This window comes from Sinomicrobium oceani, from assembly GCF_900119185.1.
In the GTDB taxonomy this organism is placed as follows: Bacteria; Bacteroidota; Bacteroidia; order Flavobacteriales; family Flavobacteriaceae; genus Sinomicrobium; species Sinomicrobium oceani.
On sequence record NZ_FPJE01000005.1, the window covers coordinates 22,586 to 36,674 of the forward strand.

Here is a 14,089-nt window from a genome sequence, read left to right on the forward strand (position 1 = left end):
TTTGGCCTAGTTCAATTTTTTATCTTGTTAAATAATTTATTAAAGCATATTCTGTAAAATACTCTTTAATGGAATCGATTAAATTGATTTGAAACTTTAACTGCAATTCCTGTACATCTAACACATCATTAAAATCTATAGTTCCAGTTTCGTAGTTTTTCATAAGAATTTCCTCGGCATCAATGGCCTGTTTCAAATTATCGGTTTGTACATTGAACTTAATTCTTGTCGCATTTCTATTATAAAGCCCTTGCGCCAAAAGTGTTTCTAACTTATTCAACCTATCCTCTTTTTGAAATTTTATTTCTAGTTGTTTCAACTCATTTTGTCTTGTCACAGACTTATATTTATTATTAAAAATGGGAATAGAAATAGAAAGCATAGGCATAACCATATCTTTAAAAGAGCTAGTTATCATTGGACTATTTTCTTGGTTAATATACTGCACTCCAAACCCTACCATAGGACCACTTTCCTTTTGGTTTAACAGCTCTGACTGCTCAACAGATTCATATAACTTATCATATTTAATAAGTTCCGGGTTTATTTGAAGGTTCTCATTTAAAACCAGAGGGTCAACGTCCGGAATCATCATTTCTTCCACAACATCCACCGACATATTTTCTTCACGATTCAAAAGGTTATTGAACAGCGTCTGTTCTGCCTGAAAACCCTGTTCTAGCACTTCCTTTTGTTGAACTAATTCGTTTTGCCTTATTTGAAGGCGAAGTACATCAACAGCTGATGCTTTACCAACTTCCAATGAAGTTAATGCTAGGCGTTCATAGGTTTGTAAAAGTTCAATGTTCTCATCCAGAATAAGCTGTTTTGCACGTATGGCATAAAGTTTATAATATGACTGGGATACTGACAATGAAAGTTTTCTTTTCGCAATTGCTATATCAACATATTGCGCTTCTGCTATAGATGATGCATAATTTTCCCTTGCTGAAATGGTCCCGAACCACGGTAACATTTGCATTACAGAGGCACTAAATTGCTCCATAGGCATATCCATTTCAGGAGCTATAGCCATAACGCCAAAATTAAATTCAGTATTTGGTAAGCTGTTAACTTCATTTACTTTTTCTTCGGCGATATTGTACCGCAATTCAAAAGCTTGGATTTCTGGATTGTTCTTTTCAGCTTCCTGAATATAGGATGCTAAATCTTGTGCATTTACTTCCGCGAAAGCGAAAAAAACAAGTGCTATTAAAATTATATATCTCATTTTGTAGCTCGTTTTAATTGAAATTCTTCTTTCCAGCTAAATAAAACTGGCACAACAAATAGGGTTACAAGTGCTATAAGCATTCCGCCAAATGAAGGGATTGCCATCGGAATCATTATATCACTCCCACGACCTGTTGATGTCAATACAGGTAACAAAGCGAGAATAGTTGTTGCAGTTGTCATTAAACACGGACGGATACGCTTTTCTCCAGCTTCAACTACAGATGCCCTAATTTCCTGTTTTGTTTCTGGGGTATTTCTATCAAAGGTTTGGGTCAAATAAGTTGCCATAACCACACCATCATCAGTTGCAATACCGAATAGGGCAATAAAACCAACCCAAACGGCAACACTTAAATTAATGGTGTGCATTTGAAAAAGGTCTCGTAAATTTTCTCCGAAAAAGCTGAAGTTTAAGAACCAATCTTGGCCGTAGAACCATATCATTAAAAAACCTCCCGCAAAGGCGACAGCAATTCCAGTAAAGACCATTAATGACGTTCCAACAGAACGGAACTGGAAATATAGGATTAGAAAAATAATAGCCAAAGCCAGAGGTACTACCACGCTCAATGTTTTTTCTGCTCGTAACTGATTTTCATACGTTCCCGTAAATTGATAATTGATACCCTTTGGAACGGTCAATTCGCCATTGTCAATTTTTTCTTGAATAAGGGCTTGGGCATTTTCCACCACATCTACTTCGGCGAAACCATCTAATTTATCAAAAAGGACATAGCCAACTAAAAAAGTATCCTCACTTTTAATGACCTGCGGCCCTTGTTCGTATCTTATAGTAGCCAACTCACTTAACGGAACCGGACTCCCTTTTTCTACTGGAACATAAATGTCTTTTAAGTCATTTGGATTTGCGCGTAATTCCCTTGGGTAGCGTACACGAATACCATAGCGCTCCCTACCTTCTACTGTTTGTGAAAGCACCATACCACCAACAGAAACCTGTATAACTTGCTGTACTTGCTCTATGGTTATGCCATAGCGCGCAAGTCGTTCTCTGTCAATATCTATAAGTAGGTATGGCTTCCCCACAATACGGTCGGCAAAAACTGCTTCATCCTTTACACCCTCTGCTTGTTTTAAGATATCTTCCAATTGTACCCCAAACGCCTCAATTTCTTTTAAATCCTGTCCTTTCACCTTAATGCCCATAGGTGCTCGCATACCAGTCTGTAGCATCACCAAGCGTGTTTCTATGGGTTGTAGCTTTGGTGCTGAAGTAACACCTGGAAGCTTTGTAACCCTTACGATTTCTTTCCAAATATCGTCTGGCGATTCAATTTCAGGTCGCCAATTTCTAAAGTACTCTCCATCGTCATCTGGAATGAGCTGTGAACTTGTCACAGAGAATGGGTCTGTAATTTTTGAGGCTTTATAGTCATCATCTTCTACTTCAATTTCGCTATTAGGGTTGGTTACTAAACTGCCATCCTTTAAAACAAATAAGCCGTCTTCGTTTACCTTAAAGCGTTGTCTTTTGCGATTTTCATTTAAAATATATTCAGATTTATATTGAATAACATTCTCATACATCGATAACGGTGCAGGGTCTAATGCTGATTCTGTACGCCCAGATTTACCGACTACGGTTTCAATTTCTGGAATGCTCGCAACGGCCATATCGAGTTGCTGTAGGACGCGTTTATTTTCCTCCACACCTGCGTGTGGCATTGAAGTGGGCATTAACAGGAATGAACCCTCATTGAGTGAAGGCATAAACTCTTTACCAGTATTACGCATAATCATCACTCCAAAAATTACAATGGCAGTTGGTATCGAAAGAAATAACAGCTTATTGCGCAATGCCCAATTTAAAATTCGAACATAATAATTTCTAAAAAGTGTAAATACACCCAAAAGACCAAAACAGATAAGACCAACGAAGATTAAGTTTATAAGGATACTTCTATCTACTCCCAGTGGTCTCCAATATTCCGCCAATAGGAATATGATAGCAAAAGCCGAAACAAATATATTGATGATGTTGGCGCGTTTTGACGTAATCTTTTCCTTTAGTGAAAGGAAGCCAACAACGCCAAATGCAACTAATATTAATCCAAGCGGATAGCCTAAAATTAAAGATAAAACGCCAAAAACAATCAATGCTCCATTTAGCATATAACTAAAAGAAGTTTTTAAATTTCTCTTTTTAAATAAATAGGCCGCAAATGGTGGAAGTAAAAATAGGGCAACAATAAGAGATGCGGTGAGTGCTGCCGTTTTTGTAAATGCCAATGGCCTAAACAATTTCCCTTCTGCACCAATCATAGTAAATACAGGAATGAAACTAATAATAGTGGTCATTACTGCCGTTAAGATGGCGCCAGAAACTTCGGCAGTCGCATTATAAACTACCGTATTCATAGGTAGCTTTTCTTCATTTTCATCAATATGCCGCAAGACATTTTCCGAAAGGATAACGCCCACATCGACCATAGTTCCAATAGCAATTGCAATACCAGATAAGGCGACAATATTTGCATCTACATTGAACAGTTTCATAGAAATAAAGACCATCAAAACCGCAACAGGCAATAATCCGGAAATCAATACGGAGGCCCTTAAATTGAAGACCATTATGATAATCACAAAAATGGTAATCAATATCTCTAAAGTTAGCGCTTCATCAAGTGTGCCCAAGGTTTCTTGGATTAGTTCTGTTCTGTCATAAAAGGGTACGATGGTTAATTGCGAAGTCCTCCCATCGCTTAATGTTTTTGATGGAAGCCCAGAACTTAACTCGTTTATTTTTTCTTTAACATTGTTGATGACTTCCATAGGATTGGCCCCATAACGAGCCACTACAACACCACCAACAACCTCGGCTCCTTCCTTGTCCAATAAGCCTCTTCTTGTAGCAGGACCGTGTGTTACTTTCGCAATATCCTTTATACGGATGGATGTAAAATCTTTTGAAGTAACTACCGCGTTTTCTAAATCAGATAGTTTCTTAATATAACCCAATCCTCTTATAAGGTATTCAGCTTGGTTGATTTCAAGCGTTTGTGCACCAACATCTTTGTTGCTTTGTTTTACTGCTTTTACAACCTCACTCAAGCCTATGTTGTATTGCCGCATTAATTCGGGATTAACATCCACTTGATATTCCAAAACATATCCGCCGATGGAAGCCACTTCGGAAACACCACTCGCCGAAGACAGTGCGTATTTTACGTAGAAATCCTGAATGCTTCGTAATTCCTGTAAATCCCATCCACCTGTAACATTACCATCTTTATCACGTCCCTCAAGGGTGTACCAATATATTTGCCCTAATCCTGTGGCATCGGGACCTAGAGCTGGATTAACGCCTTCTGGTAGAAGTCCGGCTGGTAATGAGTTTAATTTTTCAAGTATTCGGCTTCTGCTCCAATAAAATTCAATATCTTCTTCGAAAATGATATAAATGCTCGAAAACCCGAACATAGATGAACTACGTATTGTTTTAACCCCTGGAATACCAAGAAGCGATGTGGTTAGAGGATAAGTAATTTGATCCTCAATATCTTGAGGGGAACGACCATCCCATTTAGTAAATACAATTTGTTGGTTTTCGCCAATATCTGGTATGGCATCTACGGCAACAGGGTCTCGAGGAAGTGAGCCTGTATTCCATTCAAACGGGGCGTTTACGACTCCCCAAGCAATAAAAAGTGCAAGTAGTAGAACGGCTACTAGTTTGTTTTCTATAAGAAATTTTATGCATTTATTTAGCATCTTTATTGATAATTAAACAGTTATACATTGAATAACTTTCTGATAATATCAGAAAATTAAACACAACAAAGTAAGCCCAAGATGGAAGTAACCATAGAGCAAATCTTTCCGATAATTATCGGAAACTGTTTAAAATCAAATTAAATAAGTTTCGTGTAGTTTTTGTACGTTCCTTACAAGATAAGGAGGTGTATAATCTCTAAATGGAACAATGTTCTTATCCAGTCCATCAAAAAGATTAATATAAGTATAAAAGAAAGTAGCAACAAAGGCTTGATGCTCAAAGCTTAAATTGGTGTAAGATGTTTTTAAATCATCTTGACCGTCATTCACTATTTGTACATCTGAACAGCAAGATTTTTCCGAAAAACCTGCTTCACAACTTTTTTGGGATGATTGATTTTCCATTCCACAGGTTTGAGCATTATGAAATAAAGCAAAATCAACCAAAGAATCTCCACAATAATGCATATCTACAGTAAACGACATAGTGGTAACAAATACCAAGCTCGCTAAGGCTACAGATAATATTTTATGGAAAAATGATTTCATAAGACTGCAAATATATATAAAACAACGAAATATAAAAACATTAATAATTCTTTTCGTTATGTTAAACTTTTACTTCCTATACTATTTTCGACAAAAAAAGAATCAAATTTCTAAAAATATGATAAATATCATATTACCGTCGTCTTTTTTTGCAGTATCTTCGGTTAAATAAGGTGTTAAAAACACATTACTAAAAAATTATGTTAAAAATATAGTTAACATTTGTTATTTTTTTTATATTCGTATTATGCAAAGCTTTAATAAAATAATAGCTGTTTCATTGGTACTTGCAGTAATGTTTGCTTCATCGTCTTTTACTGTGAATATGCATTTCTGCTGTGATAAACTCGTGGATATGGCGGTTTTAAATAAAGCTCAGGTTTGTGATAATGCGGTGAAGGCTCAGACCAATCCTTCAAAAAAATGTTCGTTCGAAAAAAAAGGTTGCTGTGCTAATAAATCTATAGTTAAAGAAAGTGGCGATAACTTTCAAAAAGCTTCATTTGAGATGGAAAATCATAAACTGATTTTCCTACACACATTTTTTTACACTTACGTAAATCTATTCGAAGGGTTGGAACAAAATATAATCCCTTTTAGGGATTATGACCCACCCCTCATACCGAAAGATTTTCAAGTACTCCACGAGGTATATTTAATTTGATTTCATCCTAAGTAGGTTCTTTTTCAAACAACCTACCTTATATGTTGGCCTGTACTACGCAAAGGCTAACAACTGGTGCGCTCTATCCTGAGCATACCACACTTTCAACTGTAGGCTTCCCTCTTTTAATAATTAATACTATGGATTTACAGAAAGAATTCTGGATAAAGAATATGGTATGTAGCCGTTGTCTAAAAGTAATAACGCAAGAACTGGAAGAGATGGGAATAACCGTACTCTCTTTGGAATTAGGTAAACTATTGGTTGAATCTTCAAAAAACACCAACACGGAGGTTACGTATAAAGTTACCAAAGTACTTCATTCCAATGATTTTGATATAGTACAAAGTGAAGGGGAAATGCTGGTTGAAAGAATAAAAATTATTCTAATTGAACAACTTGATGAGCTACCACTAACGTTAAAAGTTAAGACCTCAGAACATTTATCATCAACCCTTCACCGAGATTACAAGGCATTGAGCAAACTATTCTCATCGAAGGAAAAGACCACCATTGAAAAGTACTTTATAAAATTAAAAATTGAAAAAGTCAAGGAACTCATACAGCTTAAACAGCATTCCTTCTCTGATATAGGGTACTTATTGGATTACAGCAGTGTAAATCACTTATCTAGACAATTTAAGGATGTGGTTGGAATGAGTATGAGCGACTATAAAAACACAGAAAAATGGAAACGAAATTTCTATGATGAAATTATATAAATAACAACGAAAGTTATGCAGATGAAGTAGCATAAAAACAGATAGCTTTCGTGTTAATTATAATATTAAAAACCCTAAAGCCTGAACTCCCTAAGGCTTGTGTTGATAATCCCCCAATTACAACATAAGCCAGTTCAGGTCTTAAAAAGGCGAGGAATAAACATTAATTAAAATAAAAAACAATGAAAAATCACTGGTTATGGATGGTCCTCGGTTGTGGACTGCCGCTTTTACTCATCTTTTTAGCACCATCTATTGGAATTGGTGGTGGCACCTGGCTTTTTGCATTTATTATAATAATGTTCGCAGTACACTTGTTAATGCCCATGCGGCACGGGAGCCATACGCACGGATTGTCCAATGAGAACTTAAAAAAGAAGGATAAAAAAAAAGAAGGACAACATCACTAAAATTTATGTTATGAAACGAAAATTTCAAATTAATGGTATTAGTTGCGGCGGCTGCATTAGCAGGGTCAAAAAGACATTGGAAGAACATCCAAAGATTGAAAAGGCAGAAATTTTTCTGGCACCAAAAGGAGCTACAATCATCACTATGAAGGAAACGCTTTCAGTAGATGAATTACAAAAACAACTCAGCAACCTTGAGGGTTACACAATTGAAAAACTATAAAAGTAACTTAAAACCAAAAATTATGCATTTTTACGAAGGACATTTTGGAGGTATGCACCTAATATGGTGGATTATTTGGATGGCGTTTATCATTTGGATTTTCTTTATCCCAACTGATATCCCATACCAAAGAACAAAAGAAGAAAAGCCATTGGACATCCTAAAAAACAGGTTTGCCAAGGGCGAAATTTCAAAGGAGGAATTTGAAGAATCCAAAAAATTATTAAAATCAGACAACTAACTCAAAACTTTAAAATTATGTATCGATTAAACGTAAAAAAACTCGGATTTGCTTTCGGTCTTACGGCGGCACTAATTTACTTAGGCTGTATGATAGTTATGTCAACAGCAGGTCGAGAAGCCACTATCGATTTTTTCAACAGCCTATTGCACGGTTTAGATACCACAAGCATTATCAGGATGGATGTGCCACTATGGGAAGCTGGTTTGGGAATAGTACAGATATTCATTTTAGGATGGCTAATAGGTGCCTGTATTGCGGCTTTTTATAATGCGCAAATAAAAGTCAAAAAATAAGAGAGTAAAATAAAATTTATGCAATATGTCTGGTTCATATGGTCTCTTATAATTCTTGCTCTTTGGGCAATAATCTATTTGTCAAAAAAGGGGTATAGAAAAGAAATGCTCAAAATGAGCCTTATTACGATGCCCTTTGGTTTAACAGAACCATTATTTGTACCAGAATATTGGATGCCACCTTCCTTATTCCATTTAGCGGAAAGAACAGGTTTTGATATTGAGAGCCTTATCTTCTCTTTTGCCATTGGCGGAATAGGGACGGTATTGTATAATCTGATATTCAAAAAAGGCTATATAGATATGCCTCATACCGAACGGAGCCACCAAAGACATAAGCTACATATTTATATACTTTTTGTTCCAGCCATTGTATTCGTCATATTTAGTCTTTTCACCACGCTTAACCACATCTATTGTGGCATCATTGCAATGTTTTTTGGTGGTTTGGCAACATTGTACTGTCGCCCAGATTTAAAAGGAAAGATATGGGTTGGAGGAATCTTGTTTACCATACTGTACTTCATTTATTTCGGAAGCATCCTTCCGTTTTATCCGCAATATGTTGAGCTGTACTGGAATCTGGACAACCTGACCCATATTCTTGTTTTGGGAATCCCAATTGAAGAGTTACTGTTCGCTTTCACCTTTGGTATGTATTGGTCTGGATTATATGAACACTTGTATTGGAGAAAACTTATAAAATCGAAAGAAATGTCAACCAACTAAAACATTCAAATTATGAAAATATTATTGGCCATAGATGGTTCAGATTTTAGTGAAGTACCCATTAACGAGCTTAAGAAAATGACTTTATCCTCAAATAGTGAAATTCATATTATAAATGTTTATGAAGTTCCGAAAACAACCGGTCTGGGATTGCATACTATGGGCGGCAAGATAGGAAATTACATAGAAGAAATTAAAAGTAACGCTCAAAAATTGGGAAACAAAATCGTTTCAGAAGCTTCCGATAAAATCAAGGCCGAAAACAAGGCACTTACCATAACCACAAGTGTTGTTAGCGGACTGCCCAAAAGTACTATTAATGAAAAAGCAGAAAATTGGGGTGCAGATTTAATTGTAGTAGGCTCTCAGGGTCACGGTGCTTTTTCTCGCTTAGTATTGGGCTCAGTATCCCAATATTTAACCACAAATGCCAAATGTTCAGTACTGATTGCAAGAGATAGAAATAAAAAATGAAAGAAAAGCAAACACATAGCATTACATTAGAATCCACTTGTAAGATAACAGATGAAATCTGTCTTCCCGATACCAAATTACCTAGTGTGGTTATCGTTGGTGGAGGATTTGCAGGTTTGGCATTGGTTGAAAAACTGAAACACAAAGAAGTTCAAGTGGTTTTACTCGATAAAAATAACTTCCATCAATTTCAGCCTTTATTATATCAAGTGGCAACGAGTGCGTTGGAACCTGATAGCATAGTATTTCCATTCAGAAAACAAATCAATGGCTATAAAAATGTTTTCTTTCGTTTGGCAGAAGTTGTGGAAATTCAACCTGATTCAAATACTATATTGACCAATAAGGGAAGTGTTTCTTATGACTATTTAGTGTTGGCTACTGGCACGACCACCAATTTCTTTGGGATGGATTCTGTAGCCGAAAATAGTTTGGGGATGAAGGATATTCGCGATTCCCTCAACATCCGTCATATGATGTTGCAAAATTTGGAACAGGCAGCTATTACTTGTGATGATAAAGAACGCGACGCGCTGACAAATTTTGTAATAGTAGGTGGTGGTCCAGCAGGCGTAGAAATGGCAGGAGCTTTGGCAGAGTTTTGCAAATACATCCTTCCCAAAGATTACCCAGAGTACCCTTCTTCCATTATGAATATTTATCTAATAGAAGCCATTGATGAGTTGTTAGGCACAATGTCAGACAAGGCATCATCGAAAACCCTCAAATATTTAGAGGATTTGAATGTAAAGGTATTATTAAATGAAGCTGTAAGCAATTATGACGGCAACGAAGTCACTACCAAAAGTGGTAAGACCATTTTGGCTAAAAATCTTATCTGGACGGCTGGCGTAAAAGGACAATTCCCAAAAGGTATTGATGAAAAACACGTGGTCAAGGGCAACCGGATTAAAACCGATGCTAATTTAAAAGTAGAAGGCTACGAAAACATTTTTGCCATAGGCGATATAGCTGCGCTTATTTCTGAAGAAAGACCCAAAGGGCATCCACAGGTGGCGCAGGCAGCAATTCAACAAGGAAAATATCTGGGTAATTCTATATTAAACCTCATAAATAATAAACCCACACAACCTTTCGAATATAAAGACAAAGGCTCCTTGGCCACTGTAGGAAAACGCAAGGCAGTTGCCGATTTGGGCAAATTTAAATTTGCAGGCTATTTCGCCTGGTTGCTGTGGTCCGTTGTTCACTTGATGTCCATAAGTGGATTTAGAAATAGATTGATGGTTGGTTTTAATTGGGCGGTTAGCTATTTCACTTATGAAAAGAGCAACCGCTTGATTATTAGAAATTTTAAGCCAAAATCATTAATCGATAATACAGAAGAATAACTAATTAAAACAAAATTTATATGAAAGAAATAGGAGTTATAGGATACGGAGTCATAGGAAAAAGAGTGGCAGATGCCATCAAATTACAAGATGATATGAAGCTTTCGGGCGTTTGCGATATAATCAGCGATTGGCGCATTCAAAATGCCGTAAGAAAGGAGTATGATATTTATGCAGCTACCGAAGAAGCAGCCAATGATATGGACTCAAAAGGAATTTCAGTAAAAGGAAGCTTACAGGAACTTTTAAAGAAATCAGATCTTGTTGTGGACTGTACACCCAAAAAAATTGCCGCTCAGAATGTCGTTATCTACAAGGAGCAAAACATCAAATTTATTCTACACGGTGGCGAAAAACACGAAACCACAGGGCATTCCTTTAGTGCAGAAAATAATTACAAATCAGCTCTAAACTTGAATGCGACAAGAGTAGTTTCTTGTAATACTACGTCTATTTTAAGAACCTTGACCGCTTTAAAAAGAGCCGATTTATTGGATTATGCCAGAGGTACACTTTTAAGAAGAGCTACAGACCCTTGGGAAAGTCATTTAGGTGGTATTATGAATACAATGGTTCCCGAAAAAGATATCCCAAGCCATCAAGGTCCAGATGCTAAAAGTGTTGACCCAGAACTGGATGTCATCACCGCAGCGGTAAAAGTACCCGAAACATTGAGCCATATGCACTACTGGAATGTGAAATTGAAAAAGCAGGCGACAAAGGAAGAAGTGCTAAATGCTTTCAAAACTTCAAGTCGTATTAAATTAATTCAATATGACCAAGGTCTGGTTTCTAACAATACCATTAAGGAAATGTTCTTGGATATGGGAAGGCCTTGGGGCGATATGTACGAAGTAGCACTATGGGAAGATATGCTGAAGGTACAGGGAGACGAACTCTTTTATGCCTACGTGGTCGATAACCAAGCTATTGTAATCCCGGAAACAATTGATGCTATTAGGGCTTTAACTGGAATTGAAACAGATGGTACAAAATCCATAGCCAAAACAAATGAAAGTTTAGGAATCCATTAAATACTATCAAAATGAAAACAGACAAGAATATAGTAGAACTTTTAGGAGAAAAAGCAGACTTCTATTTAGAACACGTTTGTGAAAAAATAACAAAGGATGAATTGCAAGTGCCAAGCAAAAATAGTTTAGAAAAAGTATTTGGCAGTAGCAACAGAAATCCGCAGGTGCTTCGAAGTCTTTCACAATTGTACAACAACGGAAATCTGGGAGGTACAGGCTATTTAAGTATCCTTCCTGTGGACCAAGGTATTGAGCATAGCGCGGCCTTTTCATTCTATAAAAACCCAGATTATTTCGACCCAGAGAACATTATAAAACTCGCCCTTGAGGCCGGTTGTAATGGGGTGGCTTCCACGTTTGGGGTTTTGGGTTTGAATGCCCGAAAATATGCCCATAAAATCCCTTTTATCGTTAAGATTAACCACAATGAACTGCTTACCTACCCGAACAAATATGACCAAACACTCTTTGGTAAGGTAAAAACCGCTTGGGATATGGGAGCAATTGCCGTAGGAGCTACGATTTATTTTGGTTCAGCGGAAAGTAACAGACAACTCAAAGAAATAGCAGAGGCTTTTGAAGAAGCTCATAATCTTGGTATGGCCACCATCTTATGGTGCTATACACGGAACGAGGCATTTAAAACCAACAAGGAAGATTATCACGCAGCTGCCGATGTAACTGGGCAGGCAAACCATTTGGGTGTTACTATTCAAGCAGACATCATCAAACAAAAATTACCTACCAATAATTTTGGTTTCAAAGAGATAGGATTTGGAAAATATGATGATGAAATGTATAAAACCCTTACCACAGACCACCCTATTGACCTTTGCAGGTTGCAAGTAGCCAATTGCTATATGGGTAAAATAGGGCTGATTAATTCAGGTGGTGGTTCCAAAGGCAAATCAGATTTGTCCGAAGCTGTAACAACTGCCGTTATCAATAAAAGGGCTGGTGGTTCTGGGCTGATAATGGGAAGAAAAGCATTTCAAAAACCCTTTAGCGAAGGCGTAAGAGTATTACAATCCGTTCAGGAAGTGTATCTGGATAATAAAATTAATATAGCATAATCAACAGAATGTTTGACACAGAGATAAAATCATTAAAATCACTTAACCACTACCTCCTTAAACTGGTAGAAAGCCGTCTATGGCTTAAAGTAATCATTGCCTTGTTTTTAGGTGTTGGATTTGGTCTGCTATTGAGCCCACAAAATGGATGGATTTCTAAAGAAACAGCAGATATCGCGGGGAATTGGCTGGCATTGCCTGGTGTCCTGTTTCTGAAACTGGTTCAAATGATTATGATTCCGTTGATTGTGGCTTCCATCATTACTGGAATAGCAAGTAATGATAAGGACAGTCTAAAAAAATTAGGTGGTGGGGTTTTGTTATATTTTCTAGGTACTACGATAGTTTCGGTAAGTTTGGGTGTCATACTATCTCAACTTTTTAGACCTGGTCGCTTTTTACATCAACAGGCTCTAGCTGAACATAATGAAATTACAGCTGTTCCAACGGAAAATCCAGAGCTTTCCTTCGGAATTGAAACGATTCCTGATGCCATCTCAAACTTACTTCCCGAAAACCCGTTGGCATCTATGGTAAGTGGTGAAATGTTAAGCATTGTAATTTTCACAATCATTATTGGTGTAGCTGTGCTATCACTTGAAAATGCCTTACTGCGCCCAGTGAAGCTGCTTCTAAGTGCCATTCAGGAAGTCTGTATGACAGTAGTAAAATGGTCAATGCTTCTAGTGCCTATTGCTGTTTTCGGACTTATGGCGCAGCTCACCTCTAGCGTTGGTTTGAGTTCTCTATCTGGCCTCACCTACTATGTGGGTGTCGTCTTGCTCGGTCTGTTATTCTTAGTGATTTTCTATTTAGGGCTAATTGTGCTTCTTGGAAAATCAAACCCTATGCATTTCCTGAAAAAAATAAGGGATGTTCAGCTATTGGCTTTTTCAACCACAAGCTCTGCCGCTGTGATGCCACTTTCTCTTCAAACAGCCGAAGAAAAACTAAAGGTGGACAAGACCATTAGCAATTTTATCATTCCCATTGGCGCAACCGTCAATATGGATGGTACTGCACTCTATCAAACGATAACAACCCTTTTTATAGCCCAAGCCTATGGACTGGAAATGAGTTTGCTCAATATTATTGTGGTCATTGTTACTATCGTTGCTGCTTCAATCGGCACACCTGCCATTCCCGGAGGTGGTGTGGTGATACTCGCTTCTGTTTTGGGAAGTGTCGGTATTCCAGCCGAAGGCATCATCATTATCATTGGTGTAGAAAGATTGTTGGGAATGTTCAGGACTGCTGTAAACGTAACGGGTGACCTTACAGCTTGTATGGTTTTTAATAGGTTGTATGGTATAAAAAATACTGAAATTCTTAAAAAAGAAGCTTTATAACT

The 14,089-nt window shown here is 37.2% G+C and carries 15 protein-coding genes; 12 read left to right on the plus strand and 3 right to left on the minus strand.

Features of this window, described 5'->3' with window-relative positions; all coding sequences use genetic code 11:
- Nucleotides 1–19: 19 nt before the first annotated feature.
- The 3 genes from BT112_RS05590 to BT112_RS05600 form a co-directional block, all read right to left on the minus strand.
- A complete protein-coding gene (locus BT112_RS05590) occupies nt 20–1,231 on the minus strand; it encodes a TolC family protein (RefSeq protein ID WP_072316391.1) in 1,212 nt (403 codons plus the stop codon).
- Nucleotides 1,228–4,968 carry an efflux RND transporter permease subunit gene (locus BT112_RS05595; RefSeq protein WP_072316392.1) on the minus strand — a complete coding sequence of 1,247 codons (3,741 nt, stop codon included), beginning with the start codon at nt 4,966–4,968 and terminating at the stop codon, nt 1,228–1,230. Before BT112_RS05595 ends, BT112_RS05590 begins: the two co-directional genes overlap by 4 nt.
- Before the next feature lie 135 nt (nt 4,969–5,103).
- Entirely contained in the window at nt 5,104–5,520 is a 417-nt protein-coding gene (locus BT112_RS05600) for an HYC_CC_PP family protein (protein ID WP_072316393.1), read from the minus strand.
- A gap of 247 nt (nt 5,521–5,767) precedes the next feature.
- On the opposite strand from BT112_RS05600, the gene BT112_RS05605 reads away from it, so the two are divergent.
- From BT112_RS05605 to BT112_RS05660, 12 genes are all read left to right on the plus strand, one after another.
- Nucleotides 5,768–6,184: an HYC_CC_PP family protein gene (locus BT112_RS05605; protein ID WP_027884435.1), complete on the plus strand. Its 417-nt coding sequence runs from the start codon at nt 5,768–5,770 to the stop codon at nt 6,182–6,184.
- Nucleotides 6,185–6,324: 140 nt separating this feature from the next.
- On the plus strand, nt 6,325–6,906 hold the full coding sequence (locus BT112_RS05610) for a helix-turn-helix domain-containing protein (RefSeq protein WP_072316542.1): 582 nt from the start codon (nt 6,325–6,327) through the stop codon (nt 6,904–6,906).
- A gap of 182 nt (nt 6,907–7,088) precedes the next feature.
- Nucleotides 7,089–7,316, plus strand: coding sequence for a hypothetical protein (locus BT112_RS05615; protein ID WP_034892122.1), 228 nt, complete (start codon nt 7,089–7,091; stop codon nt 7,314–7,316).
- A 10-nt stretch (nt 7,317–7,326) separates the two neighbouring features.
- Nucleotides 7,327–7,539 (plus strand): heavy-metal-associated domain-containing protein, encoded by a 213-nt coding sequence (locus tag BT112_RS05620; RefSeq protein WP_027884438.1) that lies wholly within the window; start codon nt 7,327–7,329, stop codon nt 7,537–7,539.
- A 22-nt stretch (nt 7,540–7,561) separates the two neighbouring features.
- Entirely contained in the window at nt 7,562–7,780 is a 219-nt protein-coding gene (locus BT112_RS05625) for an SHOCT domain-containing protein (RefSeq protein WP_072316394.1), read from the plus strand.
- Between the two features lie 17 nt (nt 7,781–7,797).
- Nucleotides 7,798–8,076: a DUF5676 family membrane protein gene (locus BT112_RS05630; protein ID WP_041579015.1), complete on the plus strand. Its 279-nt coding sequence runs from the start codon at nt 7,798–7,800 to the stop codon at nt 8,074–8,076.
- Nucleotides 8,077–8,190: 114 nt separating this feature from the next.
- Entirely contained in the window at nt 8,191–8,805 is a 615-nt protein-coding gene (locus BT112_RS05635; RefSeq protein ID WP_228122685.1) for a lycopene cyclase domain-containing protein, read from the plus strand.
- A gap of 12 nt (nt 8,806–8,817) precedes the next feature.
- The gene (locus BT112_RS05640; RefSeq protein WP_072316396.1) at nt 8,818–9,279 is read left to right on the plus strand and encodes a universal stress protein; all 462 of its coding nucleotides are present in this window, start codon (nt 8,818–8,820) and stop codon (nt 9,277–9,279) included.
- Nucleotides 9,276–10,631 carry an NAD(P)/FAD-dependent oxidoreductase gene (locus BT112_RS05645; protein WP_072316397.1) on the plus strand — a complete coding sequence of 452 codons (1,356 nt, stop codon included), beginning with the start codon at nt 9,276–9,278 and terminating at the stop codon, nt 10,629–10,631. The genes BT112_RS05640 and BT112_RS05645 overlap by 4 nt, the downstream gene beginning before the upstream one ends.
- 20 nt (nt 10,632–10,651) lie before the next feature.
- Nucleotides 10,652–11,665 (plus strand): type II glyceraldehyde-3-phosphate dehydrogenase, encoded by a 1,014-nt coding sequence (locus BT112_RS05650; RefSeq protein WP_072316398.1) that lies wholly within the window; start codon nt 10,652–10,654, stop codon nt 11,663–11,665.
- A gap of 11 nt (nt 11,666–11,676) precedes the next feature.
- Nucleotides 11,677–12,738 carry a class I fructose-bisphosphate aldolase gene (locus BT112_RS05655; protein ID WP_072316399.1) on the plus strand — a complete coding sequence of 354 codons (1,062 nt, stop codon included), beginning with the start codon at nt 11,677–11,679 and terminating at the stop codon, nt 12,736–12,738.
- Between the two features lie 8 nt (nt 12,739–12,746).
- Nucleotides 12,747–14,087: a dicarboxylate/amino acid:cation symporter gene (locus tag BT112_RS05660; RefSeq protein WP_072316400.1), complete on the plus strand. Its 1,341-nt coding sequence runs from the start codon at nt 12,747–12,749 to the stop codon at nt 14,085–14,087.
- The last annotated feature ends 2 nt before the right edge of the window (nt 14,088–14,089 follow it).

Bases quoted from the DNA above. Each gene is read 5' to 3' on its own strand.
- BT112_RS05600 (WP_072316393.1), bottom strand. From the start codon at position 5,520: ATGAAATCATTTTTCCATAAAATATTATCTGTAGCCTTAGCGAGCTTG.
- BT112_RS05635 (WP_228122685.1), top strand. From the start codon at position 8,191: ATGAGCCTTATTACGATGCCCTTTGGTTTAACAGAACCATTATTTGTA.
- BT112_RS05610 (WP_072316542.1), top strand. From the start codon at position 6,325: ATGGATTTACAGAAAGAATTCTGGATAAAGAATATGGTATGTAGCCGT.
- BT112_RS05650 (WP_072316398.1), top strand. From the start codon at position 10,652: ATGAAAGAAATAGGAGTTATAGGATACGGAGTCATAGGAAAAAGAGTG.
- BT112_RS05640 (WP_072316396.1), top strand. From the start codon at position 8,818: ATGAAAATATTATTGGCCATAGATGGTTCAGATTTTAGTGAAGTACCC.
- BT112_RS05630 (WP_041579015.1), top strand. From the start codon at position 7,798: ATGTATCGATTAAACGTAAAAAAACTCGGATTTGCTTTCGGTCTTACG.
- BT112_RS05605 (WP_027884435.1), top strand. From the start codon at position 5,768: ATGCAAAGCTTTAATAAAATAATAGCTGTTTCATTGGTACTTGCAGTA.
- BT112_RS05620 (WP_027884438.1), top strand. From the start codon at position 7,327: ATGAAACGAAAATTTCAAATTAATGGTATTAGTTGCGGCGGCTGCATT.
- BT112_RS05655 (WP_072316399.1), top strand. From the start codon at position 11,677: ATGAAAACAGACAAGAATATAGTAGAACTTTTAGGAGAAAAAGCAGAC.
- BT112_RS05645 (WP_072316397.1), top strand. From the start codon at position 9,276: ATGAAAGAAAAGCAAACACATAGCATTACATTAGAATCCACTTGTAAG.
- BT112_RS05660 (WP_072316400.1), top strand. From the start codon at position 12,747: ATGTTTGACACAGAGATAAAATCATTAAAATCACTTAACCACTACCTC.
- BT112_RS05615 (WP_034892122.1), top strand. From the start codon at position 7,089: ATGAAAAATCACTGGTTATGGATGGTCCTCGGTTGTGGACTGCCGCTT.
- BT112_RS05625 (WP_072316394.1), top strand. From the start codon at position 7,562: ATGCATTTTTACGAAGGACATTTTGGAGGTATGCACCTAATATGGTGG.
- BT112_RS05595 (WP_072316392.1), bottom strand. From the start codon at position 4,968: ATGCTAAATAAATGCATAAAATTTCTTATAGAAAACAAACTAGTAGCC.
- BT112_RS05590 (WP_072316391.1), bottom strand. From the start codon at position 1,231: ATGAGATATATAATTTTAATAGCACTTGTTTTTTTCGCTTTCGCGGAA.